Annotated in this window: 15 protein-coding genes and 1 pseudogene; 10 read left to right on the forward strand and 6 right to left on the reverse strand. The window is 57.0% G+C overall.

The features are described 5' to 3' along the window. Window positions 1–48: 48 nt before the first annotated feature. The gene (locus tag KVG88_RS18505) at window positions 49–501 is read left to right on the forward strand and encodes a hypothetical protein (protein ID WP_217872301.1); all 453 of its coding nucleotides are present in this window, start codon (window positions 49–51) and stop codon (window positions 499–501) included. 315 nt (window positions 502–816) lie between these two features. Next, on the forward strand, window positions 817–2,475 hold the full coding sequence (locus tag KVG88_RS18510) for an arylsulfatase (RefSeq protein WP_150700856.1): 1,659 nt from the start codon (window positions 817–819) through the stop codon (window positions 2,473–2,475). Between the two features lie 63 nt (window positions 2,476–2,538). Here KVG88_RS18510 and KVG88_RS18515 read toward each other — a convergent pair whose 3' ends face one another. Next, the gene (locus tag KVG88_RS18515; protein WP_225934073.1) at window positions 2,539–3,333 is read right to left on the reverse strand and encodes a transporter; all 795 of its coding nucleotides are present in this window, start codon (window positions 3,331–3,333) and stop codon (window positions 2,539–2,541) included. A 324-nt stretch (window positions 3,334–3,657) separates the two neighbouring features. Between KVG88_RS18515 and KVG88_RS18520 the strand changes: the two genes are divergently transcribed. Both KVG88_RS18520 and KVG88_RS18525 read left to right on the forward strand, forming a co-directional pair. Then, window positions 3,658–4,086 carry a hypothetical protein gene (locus KVG88_RS18520; RefSeq protein ID WP_217872303.1) on the forward strand — a complete coding sequence of 143 codons (429 nt, stop codon included), beginning with the start codon at window positions 3,658–3,660 and terminating at the stop codon, window positions 4,084–4,086. A gap of 14 nt (window positions 4,087–4,100) precedes the next feature. Further along, a complete protein-coding gene (locus KVG88_RS18525; protein WP_217872304.1) occupies window positions 4,101–4,559 on the forward strand; it encodes a glycine zipper 2TM domain-containing protein in 459 nt (152 codons plus the stop codon). Between the two features lie 22 nt (window positions 4,560–4,581). Here KVG88_RS18525 and KVG88_RS18530 read toward each other — a convergent pair whose 3' ends face one another. After that, on the reverse strand, window positions 4,582–5,667 hold the full coding sequence (locus KVG88_RS18530) for an AraC family transcriptional regulator (protein ID WP_367616846.1): 1,086 nt from the start codon (window positions 5,665–5,667) through the stop codon (window positions 4,582–4,584). A gap of 53 nt (window positions 5,668–5,720) precedes the next feature. Between KVG88_RS18530 and KVG88_RS18535 the strand changes: the two genes are divergently transcribed. Next, entirely contained in the window at window positions 5,721–7,307 is a 1,587-nt protein-coding gene (locus KVG88_RS18535) for a GMC family oxidoreductase (protein ID WP_217872305.1), read from the forward strand. A gap of 18 nt (window positions 7,308–7,325) precedes the next feature. Here KVG88_RS18535 and KVG88_RS18540 read toward each other — a convergent pair whose 3' ends face one another. Continuing rightward, window positions 7,326–8,006 carry a nitroreductase gene (locus KVG88_RS18540; RefSeq protein WP_217872306.1) on the reverse strand — a complete coding sequence of 227 codons (681 nt, stop codon included), beginning with the start codon at window positions 8,004–8,006 and terminating at the stop codon, window positions 7,326–7,328. 375 nt (window positions 8,007–8,381) lie between these two features. Here KVG88_RS18540 and KVG88_RS18545 point away from each other — a divergent pair, with 375 nt between their 5' ends. Further along, window positions 8,382–10,637 (forward strand): TonB-dependent siderophore receptor, encoded by a 2,256-nt coding sequence (locus tag KVG88_RS18545; protein WP_217872307.1) that lies wholly within the window; start codon window positions 8,382–8,384, stop codon window positions 10,635–10,637. 264 nt (window positions 10,638–10,901) lie between these two features. Here the strand turns inward: KVG88_RS18545 and KVG88_RS18550 are convergent, their stop codons facing one another. Next, window positions 10,902–12,449 (reverse strand): phospholipase D family protein, encoded by a 1,548-nt coding sequence (locus KVG88_RS18550; RefSeq protein WP_217872308.1) that lies wholly within the window; start codon window positions 12,447–12,449, stop codon window positions 10,902–10,904. Between the two features lie 264 nt (window positions 12,450–12,713). Here KVG88_RS18550 and KVG88_RS18555 point away from each other — a divergent pair, with 264 nt between their 5' ends. Together KVG88_RS18555 and KVG88_RS18560 are read left to right on the forward strand one after the other, a co-directional pair. Then, window positions 12,714–13,220 (forward strand): DMT family transporter, encoded by a 507-nt coding sequence (locus KVG88_RS18555; protein ID WP_217872309.1) that lies wholly within the window; start codon window positions 12,714–12,716, stop codon window positions 13,218–13,220. 87 nt (window positions 13,221–13,307) lie between these two features. After that, window positions 13,308–13,724 (forward strand): VOC family protein, encoded by a 417-nt coding sequence (locus KVG88_RS18560; RefSeq protein ID WP_217872310.1) that lies wholly within the window; start codon window positions 13,308–13,310, stop codon window positions 13,722–13,724. A 7-nt stretch (window positions 13,725–13,731) separates the two neighbouring features. On the opposite strand, the gene KVG88_RS18565 is transcribed toward KVG88_RS18560, so the two are convergent. Next, window positions 13,732–14,637 carry a LysR family transcriptional regulator gene (locus KVG88_RS18565; RefSeq protein ID WP_217872311.1) on the reverse strand — a complete coding sequence of 302 codons (906 nt, stop codon included), beginning with the start codon at window positions 14,635–14,637 and terminating at the stop codon, window positions 13,732–13,734. A 419-nt stretch (window positions 14,638–15,056) separates the two neighbouring features. Between KVG88_RS18565 and gabP the strand changes: the two genes are divergently transcribed. Together gabP and KVG88_RS18575 are read left to right on the forward strand one after the other, a co-directional pair. After that, window positions 15,057–16,457, forward strand: a complete 1,401-nt coding sequence (gabP, locus tag KVG88_RS18570) for a GABA permease (RefSeq protein WP_217872312.1) — start codon at window positions 15,057–15,059, stop codon at window positions 16,455–16,457. A 278-nt stretch (window positions 16,458–16,735) separates the two neighbouring features. Further along, on the forward strand, window positions 16,736–17,296 hold the full coding sequence (locus tag KVG88_RS18575; protein ID WP_150700867.1) for a lipid-binding SYLF domain-containing protein: 561 nt from the start codon (window positions 16,736–16,738) through the stop codon (window positions 17,294–17,296). A 30-nt stretch (window positions 17,297–17,326) separates the two neighbouring features. Here KVG88_RS18575 and KVG88_RS18580 read toward each other — a convergent pair. Next, window positions 17,327–18,022 (reverse strand): annotated as a pseudogene (locus tag KVG88_RS18580) (tRNA (adenine(22)-N(1))-methyltransferase). Window positions 18,023–18,069: the final 47 nt, after the last annotated feature.

The following is an 18,069-nucleotide window of genomic DNA, read 5'->3' on the forward strand; positions in this document are numbered from 1 at the left end:
ACCCAATAGTCCCCCCCACCGTACTTCTTCCATTATTGGAGGTTGTCAATGAAACCCTGTCTCCCCCTCTCAGCGCTATTGATCAGCGCAACTCTTTTCGGCTGTTCCAATTCTACGCACTCCCCATCAATGAATCTGCCTTTGGCAGCGACCCAGAAAAATCCTGGTCATACCGCCACGACCACACTGACCGGCGAAGGCAATCAAACCAATTTTGACTTCTACATAACTGGCGTTCCAAACGGCACCATCCTGCCGCCGCGTATCTACACCTTCATCACCAAAGGCACCTGCCAGCAGCCTGGAGCCGCCGCCTTCGCGATGAATGACAAGGTCAACACTGAACCCAATGCGGGTACCGGTGGCTGGACTTTCTACAGAAGCGCGCCGATCGCCATGCAAGAGCTGCTTTCCGGCAAGTACGCCGTTGTTGTGCGCACTTCGCCCGAGGATGGCAGCGCCGATATTTTCTGTGGCGATGTTGCGCACGCGACTCGGTGAAACGCCCGTCGTTTTCTTTATCAGCTGATGAGTACTTCAGGTAGCGATTGTGGTTAGCGCATGCAAGTGGGTGACTATCCAGTTGTAATCCTGGCGTTACATACACCAGCAACATGCTGCAATCGCCCAATCATTTTGAAAAACCGCACTAGACTCCACCTGCGCCTTAATCCGTGCACGGTCATGCAATACGGGGGAAATGATTCTGTACGCAGTACCTAGGCTAATTACTCGGTGGTCAATGCACCAAGGGGCAATGTAGATGCGCACTCGTCACCGGGTTGCCAATACCCTGATACAACGAGGAATCCTGGTATGGAACAGCTATCGGATCGTTTCAAGCTATCTATTGTGTTTGCTGCGCTTTTGTCATTAAACGGACTAGCCCAAGCGGCTCAAACGGAAAAGACCAACATTCTGTTTATCGTCTCCGACGATACCGGCTATGGCGATCTTGGCCCCTATGGCGGTGGGGTCGGTCGAGGCATGCCGACTCCCAGCATCGATGAGCTGGCGGCAGAAGGGGTCACTTTTTACTCTTTTTATGCCCAGCCAAGTTGCACACCGGGTCGGGCGGCCATGCAGACCGGACGTATCCCTAATCGTAGCGGCATGACCACCGTGGCCTTTCAGGGCCAGGGCGGCGGCTTGCCAGCCGCCGAATGGACATTGGCCTCAGTGCTGAAAACCGGCGGCTATGACACCTACTTCACCGGCAAATGGCATTTGGGCGAAGCCGATTACGCGCTACCCAATGCGCAAGGTTATGACGTGATGAAATACGTCGGCCTGTATCACCTGAACGCCTACACCTACGCTGACCCGACCTGGTTCCCGGACATGGATCCGGAAACCCGCGAGATGTTCCAGAAGGTCACCAAGGGCGCATTGTCCGGCAAGGCGGGTGAAAAACCGGTCGAAGAATTCAAGGTCAATGGTCAGTACGTCGACACGCCGGTCGTAGATGGAAAACCCGGCGTGGTCGGCATTCCGTTCTTCGATAACTACGTGGAAAAAGCCGCTCTGGAGTTTCTCGACACGGCAGCCAAATCGGACAAGCCGTTTTTCATCAACGTCAATTTCATGAAAGTGCACCAGCCGAACATGCCGGCACCGGAGTTCATTCATAAGTCCATGTCGAAGTCCAAGTACGCCGACTCTGTCGTCGAACTCGACACCCACATTGGCCGCATCATGGACAAGCTCAAGGCGCTCGGTCTGGATAAGAACACCCTGGTGGTTTACACCACTGACAACGGTGCTTGGCAAGACGTCTATCCAGACGCTGGCTACACCCCGTTCCGGGGGACCAAGGGCACCGTTCGCGAGGGCGGAAACCGGGTGCCGGCCATAGCTGTGTGGCCAGACAAGATCAAGCCGGACACGAAAAACCACGAGATACTCGGTGGCCTGGACTTGATGGCAACCTTCGCTGCTGTCGCCGGCGTGAAACTGCCGGAAAAAGATCGCGAAGGTCAGCCAATGGTCTTCGACAGTTACGACATGACTCCGGTGCTAACCGGCAGCGGACCTTCTCCACGCAAGGAATGGTTCTACTTCACCGAGAACGAACTGTCCCCGGGTGCGGCGCGTGTCGGCAACTACAAGGCTGTTTTCAACCTGCGAGGCGACAATGGCGCGCAAACAGGTGGCCTGGCAGTGGACACCAACCTGGGATGGAAAGGCGGTGAAAAGTATGTAGCGGTAGTGCCTCAGGTGTTCGACTTGTGGCAAGACCCGCAAGAGCGCTACGACCTGTTCATGAACAACTTCACCGAACGGACCTGGACCATGGTGCCGATCTCAGCCGCTATCATGAAGTTGATGAAAACCTACATCGACTACCCACCGCGCAAATTGCAAAGCATGGGCTATGACGGTCCGCTCGAATTGTCGAAGTACCAAAAATTCCAATACATACGCGACACGCTGAAAAAAGACGGCATCAATGTGCCAATGCCATCCGGCAACTGAAACAGGCGAAAAATGGCGACCTCATGGGAGGTCGCCAATTTGCCATTTAAGGTTTGCGTAGAGTTACTTGGGAAACAACAGCGTATACGCCACCCGAAACCCCCAGCCCTGCGCACCATCTTTAGGGCTGTCAGCCCAATACCGTGGGCCCACTTGCAAGCTCATGGGTTGATGACCGACTTTGAACAACTGGGTGACGAAAAGGTTGATCGGTACCGACCACTCGCGGGTCTGCCAGTCATACGTAGACTCGGTGTTGATACCGAAAGTCGTATAGGTATGGGTGGTGTAGCTGAAGAACGGTTGCAGAAAGGTCTGGTTGATTTTGTCTTTGTCGTCAGGCGGGCTGTTGTCAAGCGACCAGATGTGATTGGCCAGAATACCGCGGGTCCATCCATTGGTTTGTTTCAGGGCAACCACGGTAGGTCCAGCCCCCCATTGTTCACCACTCAATAGATCATCACTGCCGGTCGGCACAAGGATTACCGGCCCTGCACCCCAGATCCAACCACTCGCGGTTGGGTGCTTGGGTGAAAAAAAGAAGCTCTGGGTTACATCTCCGACCCCGGATTTGTCTGCCTGCCCCCCCGGTACCAGACCGTGTTGATCGATGACCGGCAAGATGGTTCGGGATATGAGATTCCACTCGTCATTGAGAGTAAAGGGCAGCACGGGCTGGATATTGGTGACGCTTTGGTAACCCTCGCCACTGGGCCCCAGCTTCTGATTCCAGTTGTACTGAATGGGCACGCTGTAAAGCGCCGCCACCGGATTCAATGATTGTTTAGCCAGCTCGGCCTGGCTATCGGCAGTTTTGCCGGTATCGGGCCAGATCATCACCAGGGCCATGACAGGCATGAGGTGGACGACTTTGCTCATCAGTAGCTCCTTCTCGATAACGAGAACATGCTCTACCACTGCGGTTGTACCGCCTCGACGCGAAGCGACCCGCAGGAGCTTAGTTCAGGTTTTCTCGACTAGGATCAATTCGACTTGAGCGCGCGGGTGGGACGCCTGCCGCTTCTCCATAGGACACGTGAAACCAGAAGATCACCACGCAGGACTTCAAGGCCGCAATCAACAAATTAAACGCTGATTTCTGGGCGTTTACCCGCAGTTGAGTGCTGTTGAATTCGCCAACCCGTTGGCGAGTGAATAAACCTGAAAAAGAGGAATACCGCCATGTGGGACCGATCATCGTTTCTGCTTTCAAGATTACAGACGCCGCTGCTCACCACAGCGCTCATCGCCAGTGTGCTCGCGCTGGCATCCTGTGCGACGGTCGATGCGCAAACAACCGCCTACGTCGGGGTCGAACACCCCGCTCCAACCCTGGCAAATGAAGTACAGATCATGCGCGTAGCACCCACTCGACCGTATGTGCGGCTCGGTGAAATCCTGATCGACGCCAGTGTTGACCCGGCGCCGCCCATCACCCAAGTCGAGGCGAAACTGCGCGAGCAAGCCGCGACGCTCGGTGCAGACGCGGTAGTCGTGGTCTACGACCAGATCCAGCCCGTGGCCGCGTACGTGTCAGGGCCGCTGTGGAGCCGCGACATAAACACGATCCAGGGACGCAAACTCAAAGGCATTGCCATCAAATATCAATAATGAGGTGCACAACAATGAAAGCTATTTTGTCCGGGCTGACGCTTATATTCGCGACTGTACTGATCAGTGCATGCTCCGCAGTGGGATCAACCGAGGGTGGCGCTGGTGAAACCGAAATTCGCGCAGGGAAGATCGAACAGATAACTCTGACGCAAATGCAGACAAATCACGACAGTGGCGTAGGCGCCGTACTCGGTGGCCTTGGCGGGCTCGGGATCGGCAGCCTGATCGGGCGCGGCACCGGGCGCGATGTTGCCATGGTCGCCGGCGCGCTTGCCGGTGCCGTCGGCGGCAATTACGCGGAGAAGAAACAGTACGACCAGCCCAAAGAGGCGCAACAGATCATTGTGCGGGTCAAGAGTGGCGTGCTGGTGTCAATCACCCAGCCTATCAATCCGTCTCTCGGTAAAGGCATGAACGTTTATATCGAAGGCTCAGGCAATGATGCTCGGGTGGTACCGCAAGGCAGTTGAAAAGGGCGAAAAAAAGCCGGTTTCATTCGAGCAACTGACGACGCCTGGCGCCCGGCGACATTAAGAACCAGCGCCGGCAAGCGCGATTGAAGACACTTTGTTCGCTATAGCCCAGAAGGCCGGCAACCTGAGACATAGGCATGTGTTTTTCCGCCAGGTAGTGGTCGGCACGCTCGCGACGCAGCGTCTCGACCACTTCGTCGAAGCTGCGCCCCTCCTCGGCCAGCCTGCGTTGCAACATACGCACGTGCATGCCGAGTTGCTCGGCAATTAAGGGCAAACGGCAGCGCTGGATCGGCATCATGCGCAGCACCAGACGCTCAACTTGTTTGACCACATCGGATGTCGCTTGCAAGTCAAACTCGTCGAAGTAGCGTTCCAGTGCGTGATGCAGGTAAGGCGCCTGCTGCTCGATCCGTTGACTCAGTTGTTTGTCACGCAGAACCAGGGCGTTGCAGGATTGGCCGGTATACACCTGCGTTTTGAAATAACGCCCGTAACGTGCCTGTGCGGGTAAGTGATGAGCTGAAAACAACACCGACTGGGCAACGAAGTTATCGCCGTACAGCACCTTCATGCCGTTATGCGCCACCCCCATCGCCAGCGCCTCCATCTGCCGCCGTGGGCTGTGTCCGGAAAGCCGGATATCGATCAGCAAACGCGGTGCCTTGGCCTCACTCAGGTCAAGATCAAGCCGAATGCCCGGACTGTGGTAACCGATAAAACGGATAATTTGCGCCAACGCTTCTCCCGCCGTCGCGCATGTTCGGGCGATCACCGCAATCGGTCCGAGTATATGCAAGTCCTGATACTCGGCCATGCGCAAACCAAAATCAGGGCATTCCAGCTCTCGCGCAGCAAACTCCAGCAGCCCTACCAACGAACGTAACGGCACACGCGCGTCTTCGTCCATCAGCAGGTCCGGGTTGAGGCGAAAGTGTTCAAGCATCAGGTCGGCATTCCCGCCGAGCTGGCTTGTCACTTCACGGAATCCGGTAAATGAGGTTGTTCTGATCAAAGATGTCATGTCATCAAAGATCAAATAAATGTCACGAAAGATCAATTTTTTTCTGAGCGTTCGAGCCAACAATCCTTGCCGGATAACCACGGTTGCTTCGTTGCGAAGTCGCCCCCTGTTCACTCGCTCGGGATCGTTCTGTGATGGAATTCGACTATGTAATCATCGGTGCCGGCTCAGCGGGCTGCGTCCTGGCTAATCGACTGAGCGCAAACCCCGATGTCACGGTGTGTTTGCTTGAGGCTGGTCCAGAAGACCGCTCGCCTCTGATCCATGCTCCCGTTGGCGTCGCTGCGATCCTGCCGAGCCGTCATGTCAACTGGGCATTCCAGACCGTACCGCAACCGGGTCTGAACGGGCGCTGCGGTTATCAACCGCGCGGCAAGGTGCTGGGTGGCAGCAGTTCTATCAATGGCATGGTTTACATCCGTGGTCATCACAGTGACTTTGATGACTGGCAGGCCATGGGAAATCCCGGATGGTCGTTTTCAGACGTCCTGCCGTACTTTCGCAAGAGTGAAATGAACCACCGCGGTGCCTGTGATTTCCATGGAGCGCAAGGCGAGTTATACGTCGGCAAGAACCCGCTACACCCAGTCACCCAAGCCTTTATCGAAGCGGGGCAGATGGCCGGACACCGGCATAATCCCGACTTCAACGGCGCCGAGCAGGAAGGCATCGGTCAGTTCGACGTAACGATCCGTGATGGTCGACGCTGGAGCACGGCCACCGCTTTCCTCAAACCCATTCGACGCACCCGCAAGAACCTCACAGTGATGACTGGCGCTGCCGCAGAGCGGATCGTGCTGGAAGGCAAGAAGGCGGTCGGCGTGGAGCTGCGTATCAGGGGGAATCGTCAGACGATCAAGGCTCGCCAGGAAGTTCTCCTCAGTGCCGGATGCTTTGGTAGTCCGCAATTGTTAATGCTCTCGGGGATTGGCCCGCAAGCCGAACTCAAGCCACAGGGAATTGCGGTGCAGCACGAACTACCCGGTGTAGGACAAAACCTGCAAGACCATCCGGATGTCGTCCTTAGCTATAAAAGTCACGATACGTCGTTGATGGGTATCTCCCTTCGCGGCAGTGCAAAAATGGGCAAGGCGTTGATTGATTACGTCCGACATCGACGCGGTCCTTTCGTCAGCAACTTCGCCGAAGGCGGCGGCTTTCTGAAAACCGACGCGAGTCTCGCGCGTCCGGATATCCAGTTGCATTCGGTCATCGCGATGATTGACGACCATAACCGCAAGTTGCACTGGGGACACGGGTTCAGTTGCCACGTCTGCGTGTTGCGCCCCAAGAGCGTCGGTAGCGTGGGTCTTCAATCGAATGACCCGAGCGCCCCACCGCGTATCGACCCCAATATATTGGGGCATGACGATGACGTGGAAACCCTGCTCACCGGTTACCGAATGACTCGGGAAATTATCCAGCAAACGCCTATGGCACGTTACGGGCTCAAGGACATGCACAGCGAAGGGATGTATGGAGATGAACAACTGATCGAGCTGTTGCGCCAGCGCACCGACACCATTTATCACCCGGTCGGCACCTGCAAGATGGGCAACGACGAGCACGCCGTGGTGGACAGCCAGTTACGGGTGCATGGTATCGAGAGGCTTCGTGTGGTGGATGCCTCTATCATGCCGACCCTCGTGGGCGGCAATACGAATGCCGCCTCGATCATGATCGCCGAACGCGCTGCTGACTGGGTTTCTGCAAGCAGGTGATCCCTGCTCTCCTGAAGATCAATTGTCGAGCCATTGCACCGTGTCTTCGGTGGATGCTCGTCTTGTGTAAAAGCCATTAGCGGGTGAATCAAGATCGGCATATCCAAAGGACACGCCGCAGACCACAAGCCGACTGTCATCGATAGCAAAATGACGTCGTACAAAAGATGAGTGGCTGGCCAGCGCAGCCTGGGCAATGGCTCCGAGACCAAAAGCCTCTGCGGCTAACAGCAGATTGGCTACATAGCCACCGCAATCAACGGCACCATAGGTGCTGAGCGCTCGATCACTGGTGATAATCGCAACATGCGGCGCACCGAATAGTGAAAAATTTCGCATTGTTTGGTGCTGGCTAGCGACTCGATCACCAGGAGCGATGCCGATACTTTCATAGAGTTGCTGTGCACACTCACGTCGGCGCTTTTGGTAAACCCCCTGATACTCGTTTGGGAACTGAAAGTCCGGGGCGGGCGTAGCCATCTTCAGCTCTTCGGCATACGCGGCACAAAAACGCTCTGTTGCTGCCCCACGCGTCACGATGACTTGCCACGGCTGAGTGTTGCACCATGAGGCAGAGCGCTGAGCCAAAGCGAATAATCGCCTGACTGATTCTTGATCGACTTGCTGCGGCAGAAAGGCGCGGCAACTCCGACGGCGCTGCATCATTTCTTCCAGAGTCTGGACAGTGATCGGGTTCATGCCTTCTCCGTTGCTTGTCGTAGGGTGCCGCTACCAACACCTATCCGACAGTTTAGGTACGAGTCACTCAATGGGTGGGCAATGAGCTGTCCACTAAGACTTGCGCCTTCCAGCACCGATATTGGTTCGGGACGCTCCTCAGCATCAACCACCGACAATGGGGGGGAAGAACGTAAAGGTGTGTGCCTGGAAGGCTGGCCGTTCAAGCGACTACTTCTGCGAAGCGGCTGATCAGCGGCCGCTTGCACTGCGCTCTTCGGGCAACCATCACATATGAGAAATTATCTCAAATAGGTACAAAACCTATTCCGCATGCAATCTCATATGCGTATGATAGTGATTCTCAAATAACACTAAATTCATATGTGAGCCCGCATGTCCGCCTCAATCCTCCTGTGTGAAGAAAACTCTGTTGCCCCGCGCTCGTCCATGGCCCTGCGGCCCCTGGCTCTCGCCGTACACATGCTCGCAGTCGGTATCGCCGTCGCGGCTCCTTCCTTGCAGGCGGCGCAAGCAACTGAGCAGAAGACGACTGAAAGCGCTCTGACCTTGAACCCCATCGCGATCACCGAGACGGCTAACGCTGAGCAAGTCGGGGTTACCGAGGGCACCAACTCTTACACCACGGATGCTGCGCGTACGGCCACGCCGTTGACCATGTCGCTGCGCGAAACACCGCAGTCAGTCAGCGTCATCACGCAACAGCGCATTCAAGATCAGGACCTGAAAACCATCCTCGATGTGGTCAACAACGCCACCGGCGTATCGGTCAATCGCTATGAAACGAGCCGCGCCCAATTCAACGCCCGTGGCTTTGAACTCAACTCGCTGATGATCGATGGCGTCCCGACCATTTATGAGCAGCCATGGAGTTCGGGGGAGATATTCAGCAGTCTGGCCATGTATGACCGCGTTGAAGTGGTACGCGGTGCCAACGGTTTGATGACCGGTGCGGGCGACCCTTCCGCGTCGCTCAATATGGTGCGCAAACGCGCCAACAGTAAGGACTTGAAGGGTTCGCTGGAGCTGAGCGCCGGCACTTGGGACACATATGGCATGGAGGCCGATGTCTCCACGGCGTTGAACGAGGAAGGTACGGTTCGTGCGCGTCTGGTTGCGGAGACCAACGAAGGCGACACCTGGATCGACATGAACTCGAACAAGCGCCAGACCCTTTACGGCACCATGGACATCGACCTGACGCCCGACACCACACTGTGGTTTGGCTTGAGTCATCAGGAAAGCAACGCCGAGTCCCCGATGTGGGGCGGCTTGCCAGTCTGGTACGCCGATGGCAGCCGCACTCACTGGAGCCGTTCGAAGACAACGTCCGCCGACTGGAGCAAGTGGGACACCACTTACAAAACCTATTTCGTCAATCTCGACCACACGTTCGCCAACGACTGGCAAGTCCACCTCAGCTACAACCGAGGCGAGCGCACCGGCGACTCTTCCCTGCTCTACCTCTCCGGCAATCCAGGCCAGAACGGGAGTTCCGGGATGTCTTCGTTCCCGGCGACCTACAAGACCGAAACCACACAAGACGACTATGGCATCCGCTTCAATGGCCCGTTCTCGCTGTTGGGCCGCGAGCATGAATTGGCCTTCGGTTATGTGGACAGCAAGCAAAAGTTCGACGCCGATGCCCTCAACGCGCAGACAGGCTTTGACGGGGTTGCCGATTTCGATAGCTACAACGGCCATTTCCCTGAGCCAATCTGGGGCCCGAGAACAGACTACGGATACAGCGAAACCCGGCAAAAAGGGCTTTACGCAGCCACCCGCCTGAATGTGACTGACGATTTGAAAGTGATTCTTGGCGCCCGTGAAAGCTGGTACGAGAAGACCGCCGATGACGTGTTCTCGGAAGTGAGCAAGACCGATGTCGATCACGAGCTGACGCCTTATGCAGGCGTGGTCTACGACCTCACCGACAACCTCTCGGCCTATGCCAGCTACACGGAAATCTTCCTGCCGCAATCGGTACGCGACCGCAGCGGCCAGGAACTGGAGCCGATCGTTGGCGAGAGCACGGAACTGGGTCTCAAGGGTGAATACTTCGGTGGCCGCTTGAACGCCTCCGCTGCGATTTTCCAGATCAAACAGGATAACCTGGGCAAGAACACCGGCGAGTTGATCGACCCTAACAACCCGGTCGGCGGCTTCGCCTACGAGGCAAGCGAAGGTGCGACCAGCAAAGGTTTCGAGCTGGAAGTTTCGGGCGAACTCGCAACCGACTGGAATGCTTCCGTGGGCTACACCCAGTTCAAGGCTGAAGATGCCAAAGGCGACGACGTCAACACCCTGTATCCGACCAAGTTGTTGCGCACCTTCACCACCTACCGTCTGCCTGGTGCATTCAACAAGCTGACCATCGGCGGCGGGGTTAACTGGCAAGACTCGATCTACACCTACGCCACCAACCCGGCCGGCGACTCGGAGAAGATCCAGCAGGATGCCTACGCGCTGGTCAACCTGATGGCTCGCTACGAGATCACCGAAAACCTCTCGGCGCAGGTGAATGCGGACAACATTACCGACGAGAAATATTTCGACATCTTCGATGCCTACGGCGCCCTGACCTACGGGGCACCACGCAGCATTACGGCTTCAGCAAAGTATCGTTTCTAAAACACAACCCGGGATGGCCAGGCACTGAGCCTGGTCTTTCTCAACCCCCATCACAATATTTTCACAACCGTCCGCGTACGGTAGATCCCACTCCTTTTGTGATTCCCAGCCCGCACTCCCCATCGCGGGCTTTTTTTTGCCTGCTATTTTGATTTCGGGGACTGGCCACTGGTGCGACCTGCGCCAACGGCTGAGCGATAGCGCCTGACTCTCATTGATCGGGGACCGTCCTGATGGCAATGCCCTCGAGGCGCCGGCCCGGATCTAGAGCATTCTCTCCAGGCCAATCGCGTCGCTGAGCCAGGCCTTGAAGCTTCGCCATTTTCCGCCGGGCTCCTTGCGCAGGGTGTACAGGCGGCCGTCGTCTTCAGCGACCCAGACGATTTCGCCGTTTTCCAGGCGAGCCTGGTAACTCAAGGCCGGCGCCATGCCCTCATGCGCCAGGCGACGCATGTAACCCGCCAATTCGGGGCTGTCGACCAGCACCCCGACTTCCGTGTTCCAAAACACTGAACGCGGGTCGAAATTGAAGGAGCCGATGAACACCTTCTGCTTGTCGAGGATCATGGCCTTGGTGTGCAAGCTGGAGTCCGAGCCACCGCTGAAGCCAAAAGAAGACCCGCCGCCGGGGTCGTCCGGCTGGCGTCGCAGTTCATACAGCTTCACGCCATGTTCGAGCAGGGTTTTGCGGTAAGGCGCATAGCCGCCATGCACCGCTGGTACGTCGGTGGCTTCCAGAGAATTGGTCAATACGCGCACGTCAACACCGGCATCGGCACGACCGAGCAGGTAGCGCATGCCCGCTTGCTGGGGAACGAAATAAGCCGAGATCAGGATCAGCTCCTTGTTGACCCTGTCGAGCTCAGGTCGCAGTTGTGTCGACATCAATAGCGCGCGGGACGGTTCATCGTCGGCAAGCACCTTGCTCGGTGCGTCCCACATCGCCTGGCCATGGGCCCAAATCAACTGCTGACGCCAGGTGGCGAGTTGCGGTTGCGTCCGGTAAGTCATCAGGTGGTCGTACAAAGCCTTGTTTTCGATACGTGTGCTTTGCAGCGATTGCTCCAGGCGTTGGCGGCTTTCGAGCAAATCTTCGGCTGTCGGCTTGTTAACCAGGAAGTCACTGATCGGCTGGCTCAGTGCGCTGTTCCAGTATTGGTCGAAGCTATGGCCCAACTGCTCAGCGACCGGGCCGATGCACAGCAGGTCCATATCGGTGAAATTGAGATCGGGCTTGGCATCGAAATACTCATCCCCCAGGTTGCGTCCGCCGACGATGGCCGCGCTGTTGTCGGCCAACCACAGTTTGTTGTGCATGCGCCGGTGTTGCTGGGAAAGATTGAGCAGACGGCCCATGGTTCGGGTCACCAGGGTGCTGCGCCCCAGATGCAAAGGGTTGAAGACACGGATATGGATGTTCGGGTGCACGGCCAGGGTCGCGATCACTTCTTCCTGGCCGTCGCTGGCAGTGTCATCGAGCAATATGCGAATTCGTACGCCGCGATCGGCAGCCAGCAGAATTTCCTGCACCAGGGCTCGGGTGCTGAGGCCGTTATGCACGATGTAGTACTGCAGATCGATGCTTTTCTGCGCATTGCGGATCAACTCGGCCCGCGCGCGGAACGCTTCGCTGCTGTTGGGCAGCAGGCGAAAACCCGAGCGCCCCTGTTGCTGGGCGGCCTGGGCCTGGATTGAGCGCCCGAAAGCCGAATCGCTAGCGGGTATTGCTTCGCTGAACTCGTGAGGCAAGCGCTTGGTGGCGCAGCCAGCCAGAAGCAGGACAAGCAACAGGACGGGGAAGGACTGGGACATGGGCAAGGACTCGTCCTCCACCTCGATGGGTGACATTTTGCAGGCTGAACGCCTTAATTCAGTAAAGTCCGTTTCAAGCGCAGCGTGTCGAAATTTTCCGGCAGCGCCACGCAGGGCGTGAAATGACGGTTCCTCCTTTACACAATCCCTGCCCCACACCATCCACCAAATGAATAGCCCACGTGCAAACATGTGATTTCCATAAAGCCAATGGATTGGAGATCATTTCCCCATCGAAAATAATTACCTCCAAAGGGGAACGTCATGTTCAGCAAGGTACTGGCTCTCGCACTCATCCCGGTGGGTACCGCATTGCTGGCAGGTGCAGTCCTGCCCTTTCAGGCAGCCAGTAACGCCGCCGTTGGCCGAGCATTAGGGCACCCGCTCTGGGGAGCGCTAACGTCGCTGCTCGTCAGTGCTGTTGTGGTGCTCGTTGCACTGTTGGTGCTGCGTGTATCGGCGCCTGATATCGGCAAGGCGTTGCAGGGTTCGTGGTGGTTATGGATCGGCGGCATTTTGGGTGCCCTGTACGTAGGCAGCGCAACGGCCATCACTCCCCTGTTAGGGGCCAGCGGTTTTCTAATGCTCGTCGTTGCGGGACAAATTGTGGCTTCTGTTCTGGTCGACCATTTTGGGCTGATGGGACTCGCCGTCAAACCGATTACCTTCACTCGTCTGGCAGGCGTCGTGCTCATCTTCGGTGGCGTGTTACTGGTACAGGGCATCGGTACGCCCACCGTTGAGAACGGCGCTACCCAAACCAGCGAGTAACCGCTCTACTTTTCCTATGTCCCGAAGGCCCTGCCGTTCGCCTAAGCTATCCAGGTGGAGTTTTCGGGTGAGTCAGGAGTGATCGTTATGCGCAGTTTTTCAATTCAACGGATCGACCATGTTGTTCTGCGGGTGCGGGACATCGAGCACAGCCTGGCCTTCTACACATCGGTGCTGGGCTGTGATGTGAAAAAACGCCGTGATGACCTTGGCATGATCCACCTGAGCGCAGGGTCATCCATGATTGACCTGGTGGATGTGAACGGGTCGATCGGGCGTCAGGGCGGGGAGCCGGCAGGCAAGCAAAGACACAACGTCGATCACTTCTGCCTACGGGTCGAGCCGTTTGATGAACAGGCCATTCTGCGCGATCTGGCTGCTGCCGGCGTAGCCGCTGAAACCGCGGCGATGCGGTACGGCGCGGAGGGAACAGGTTTGTCGATTTACCTCAGTGACCCTGATGATAATCAGATCGAGCTCAAAGGCCCTGCCCTGCAGCCCTGACGGTATGTCAGCTTGGCTGGGAGCATTCGAAAACCGCTTCTCGCAGCCAGCGATGTGCAGCATCACCCTCTTTCCTTGTGTGCCAAGCCTGCTGATAGGCGAATCGGGGGATATCAATGGGCGGTTCGAATTGCCGCAGCGATTTGTGATTTCGCATGGGGCCTACCGCGCGACTGGCAACCGTGAGAATCAAATCGGTACCGGCAAGCACGTCGACGGCAGCGCTCCAGTGGGGCAAAGCCAAGGCAATGTGACGCTTCAAACCTTGGGCGGCCAACGCCTGCTCGATCTCATCGTTCGCATCAGGGCGAAGCGCGAGCAATACGTGCGGGCGAGATAGCCATTCATCCAAGGAAAGGCCCCCGTGTGCGGGCAGTACTTTTTTATCGGCGAGACTGATGAATCCTTCGGAAAAAAGATCTTGCAGCGCAATGGCCCCCGGCACATCAGGGAAGATGCCCAATGCAAGGTCAAGTTCACCGTCCAGCAGCTGGGAAATCATCATTTCTCGACTGGCCTGGCTGATGGCCAAATCAATACCCGGCGCTTGCTGGCGGATTTTCCGGGTAAGCGGAGGCAGAAGGATCCGCGCGGCATAGTCCGACAGCGACAACCTGAAACGGCCCTTCGCCGTTGATGGCTCAAATACCGGAGCACCCAACAGCGAGTTCAAGTTGCCCAGAGCGTCCTGAAGCGGCTGAGCCAACGCTTGTGCCCTTGCCGTTAAAACCAAAGAACCGTTTCGCCGTATGAGCAAAGGATCATCGAAATGGGCTCTGAGCAAGCCGAGAGCATGGCTGACTGCCGGCTGGCTCTTATGCAACCGGACAGACGCCCGCGTGACATGTTTTTCGGCCAATAACGCATGGAGCGTGACCAACATGTTGAGGTCAATTCTGCGCAGTTCATCCATTGAATGAATACTCGTGCCGTAAACGAGGGAGTTTCATCAATCTATCACATGCGCTTTCACACCAGCAGCCATGGGCAGTGAGGGCTCTATTCCGGTCGTCACGACTTGATTAAAAAAATTTCAACGAGCCGAGATGATTGCCTTTGGCCACTTAGTGACCTATTGGTTTTAATCGAGAACACAAAGTATTCAAGTGTCGATATCAGACACGGAGGTGGCGTGATCAGGTATCTCAGTCATCGGGCAAGCCGGGTAAGGTGGCGCATCTTTTCATCGAAATAACCCCATTGCGATGATGGGTTTGATAAGAACTGCAGCGTTTGAAGGGGGCCTTTTTCGGAAAGCCCAGCAGGCAACCACGATGATCGGTTGCCCCTATCAATCCGCTTAAATGTCGATTAGCAGAGAACAAAAAACCAATGATTAGCCCGAACTCCAAGGATTCGAGTGGCCAATTGGCGCAGGGCTTCAAGCCTCGTCACGTAACAATGCTGTCAATCGCCGGTATTATCGGCGCCGGTTTGTTCGTAGGCTCAGGGCATGCCATTGCGGCGGCGGGTCCAGCGGTCCTCCTGGCCTATCTATTCTCAGGTTTGCTCGTCGTTCTGGTCATGCGCATGCTCGGTGAAATGGCGGTAGCCAATCCGGACACCGGCTCGTTCTCCACCTATGCCGACCAGGCCATCGGGCGCTGGGCCGGCTTCACCATCGGTTGGCTCTACTGGTGGTTCTGGGTCCTGGTCATTCCTATCGAAGCGCTGGCTGCCGGCCATGTGCTGAACCAATGGTTTCCCCAGATCGATGCCTGGCTGTTCGCCTTGGTGTCGATCATTGCTTTGGTAGTGACCAACCTTTTCAGTGTCTCCAAGTACGGCGAATTCGAGTTCTGGTTCGCGATGGCCAAGGTCGTGGCGATCATAGGTTTCATCGGCGTGGGTTTTGCCGTGTTGATGGGCTGGGTCCCCGACCGGGAAGTCAGTGGGTTGAGCGGCCTGATGGCGGCGCACGGCGGATTTGCGCCCAACGGCCTGTCAGCGGTAGTCGGCGCTTTCATCACCATCATGTTCAGTTTCATCGGCACCGAGGCCGTGACCATCGCGGCCGCCGAATCTGACAATCCATCGCAGAACATTGCCAAGGCCACGCGCTCGGTGATCTGGCGCATCGGCGTGTTCTACCTGCTGTCGATTTTCGTGGTCATCTCCGTGGTGCCCTGGAACGATCCGCTGCTGGCCTCGGTAGGTTCTTACCAGCGGGCCCTGGAAATCATGAACATTCCCCACGCCAAGTTCATGGTGGACGTCGTCGTACTGATTGCCGTGGCCAGTTGCATGAACTCCTCGATCTACATCGCCTCACGCATGCTGTATTCGCTGGGCCGCCGAGGCGATGCGCCCAAGGCGCTGAAGGCGACCTCCTCAGAAGGCGTGCCACGGGCAGCCGTCATCGCCAGCACCGTACTGGGCGCGGCGATCACCGTATGGAGCTACTTCATGCCCGCCGGGCTCTTTGAGTTCCTGTTGGCCAGCTCCGGTGCGATTGCCTTGCTGGTGTACCTGGCCATTGCGGTCTCGCAACTGCGCATGCGCGGCATACTGCGTCGGCAGAACGTCGAACTGACCTTTCGCATGTGGCTGTTTCCATGGCTGACGTGGCTGGTGATCGCGTTCATTTGCGCAGCGCTGGCGGTGATGATGATCACCCCGGAGCACCGCACCGAAGTGAGCACAACCATTGGGCTGGCACTGGCAATTTCCTTTATCGGCCTGGTGACGTCGCGTCATCCGGCGCAGGCTGCGCGGGTAACCTCAGCCGGGTAAACGTTCTCAGGGAGTGTTGCCCAAGCAGAGTTGAATGCTCAGCGCTGCGACACTCCTGGTTACCCTGCCCCACCCCACCCGGAACCCCGCCATCGCGCAGAGGTCACTACCCATGATGGCCTCGCATCGTTGCGCAGCCTTGAGCTGACTGCATTCAGGTGCGAAGCTGCATCTCACACACTTAGGGTGCGCCGGATAACGTTCAGTGCATTCGGTTCCTGCTTGAGGCAGGCGCTGATCGCAGTGTCCATCCAATGCTCCCTTTTCGGAGTACGGAAATGACTCAAACATCGCGATTCTTTCTGTCGTTGTTTCTCGCTGTTGCCTCACTGGCATCAGTCGGCCTCATGAACACGGCAGCAGCAGCCACCGCCGAAGACTTGAACACCGACTCTCGACAAGCGCTGCAAACGCTCTACAAAACCAACCCATTTTCCGAAACCATCTCGCATAAAGCCAAAGCCGTACTGGTCTTCCCGAAAATCATCAAGGCAGGCCTTGTATTCGGCGGCAGCTATGGCGAAGGCGTGTTGATGAAAGGCGCGAAAGTCGAGGACTATTACAACTCCGTCAGCGGCTCATGGGGCTTACAGGCAGGCGCCCAATCGTACGGGTATGTGGTGTTTCTGATGACCGACAAAGCCGTGCAATACGTGGCGGAGACCAAAGGTTGGGAAATCGGTGTAGGGCCTACGGTGGTCGTGGTCGATGAAGGGGTTTCCAAAAACCTGTCCAGCTCGACCCTCAAAGACGATGCCTACGCGTTCATCTTCGACCAGCAAGGTTTGATGGCTGGTATCAGCATTGAAGGCACGAAGATTTCCCTGATAAAACGTTGAACCGACGCCGTTCTCGCGGCCGCCCGATGATCAGGCCAGCAGCTCTGTAATCCATCGGGCTTGTCGGGTAACGTCCTGCACCTTTGCCTCGGGCACGGCTTGTCGCGCCCGGGCGAAGCTGCTGAGGGTCTTATGCTTTTGTCGCAACATTCGCTGTCATTTGCTCAGGAACACCGGGCTGCGCGCCTGCATGTGTAGCGGTCCGAAGTACAGTTCTTCGGCGGTGTACTGCACCGGCCCGGCGCGCTCGGCGACGATGATTTCGTAATAGAACCGGTTTTCTCGCAACACTTCTTCGCTGAGGATGCGATAGCCATTGTCCATCAGCCATTGGCGCAGTGGCTGCTCGCCGCCATTGGGTTGCAGGATCAGGCGCTCGCGACCACTCAGGCGTGCCTTACCGGCGTCGAGGATATCGCGGATCGTTTCACCGCCCATGCCGCAGATGCTGACGGCGGTGATGTCGTCCTGCGGCTCGATTGCCGCCAAACCATCGGCCAGTCGCACGGTGATCAATTGCTCGTGACCGTTGTCGCGCACCGTGCGCTCGGCCGCATGGAACGGCGTCAAGGCGACCTCGCCCGCCACCGCTCCCGCAATCACGCCACGACGCATCAATGCGACTGGCAAGTAGCCGTGATCCGAGCCGATATCGGCCAGTCGCGCACCTGTGGGCACTTGTGCTGCCACGCGCTCAAGACGCATGGACAATGTGTGTTCGTTCAAATGTAGCCCCTGATCGCCTCGAACGTCCGGCACCTTTGGCCGGATCG

This window comes from Pseudomonas azerbaijanoccidentalis (assembly GCF_019145495.1).
GTDB classification, from domain to species: Bacteria; Pseudomonadota; Gammaproteobacteria; order Pseudomonadales; family Pseudomonadaceae; genus Aquipseudomonas; species Aquipseudomonas azerbaijanoccidentalis.

Coding starts and splice junctions, on each gene's coding strand:
- KVG88_RS18505 (WP_217872301.1), top strand. CDS start 49: ATGAAACCCTGTCTCCCCCTCTCAGCGCTATTGATCAGCGCAACTCTT.
- KVG88_RS18510 (WP_150700856.1), top strand. CDS start 817: ATGGAACAGCTATCGGATCGTTTCAAGCTATCTATTGTGTTTGCTGCG.
- KVG88_RS18515 (WP_225934073.1), bottom strand. CDS start 3,333: ATGCCTGTCATGGCCCTGGTGATGATCTGGCCCGATACCGGCAAAACT.
- KVG88_RS18520 (WP_217872303.1), top strand. CDS start 3,658: ATGTGGGACCGATCATCGTTTCTGCTTTCAAGATTACAGACGCCGCTG.
- KVG88_RS18525 (WP_217872304.1), top strand. CDS start 4,101: ATGAAAGCTATTTTGTCCGGGCTGACGCTTATATTCGCGACTGTACTG.
- KVG88_RS18535 (WP_217872305.1), top strand. CDS start 5,721: ATGGAATTCGACTATGTAATCATCGGTGCCGGCTCAGCGGGCTGCGTC.
- KVG88_RS18540 (WP_217872306.1), bottom strand. CDS start 8,006: ATGAACCCGATCACTGTCCAGACTCTGGAAGAAATGATGCAGCGCCGT.
- KVG88_RS18545 (WP_217872307.1), top strand. CDS start 8,382: ATGTCCGCCTCAATCCTCCTGTGTGAAGAAAACTCTGTTGCCCCGCGC.
- KVG88_RS18550 (WP_217872308.1), bottom strand. CDS start 12,449: ATGTCCCAGTCCTTCCCCGTCCTGTTGCTTGTCCTGCTTCTGGCTGGC.
- KVG88_RS18555 (WP_217872309.1), top strand. CDS start 12,714: ATGTTCAGCAAGGTACTGGCTCTCGCACTCATCCCGGTGGGTACCGCA.
- KVG88_RS18560 (WP_217872310.1), top strand. CDS start 13,308: ATGCGCAGTTTTTCAATTCAACGGATCGACCATGTTGTTCTGCGGGTG.
- KVG88_RS18565 (WP_217872311.1), bottom strand. CDS start 14,637: ATGGATGAACTGCGCAGAATTGACCTCAACATGTTGGTCACGCTCCAT.
- gabP (WP_217872312.1), top strand. CDS start 15,057: ATGATTAGCCCGAACTCCAAGGATTCGAGTGGCCAATTGGCGCAGGGC.
- KVG88_RS18575 (WP_150700867.1), top strand. CDS start 16,736: ATGACTCAAACATCGCGATTCTTTCTGTCGTTGTTTCTCGCTGTTGCC.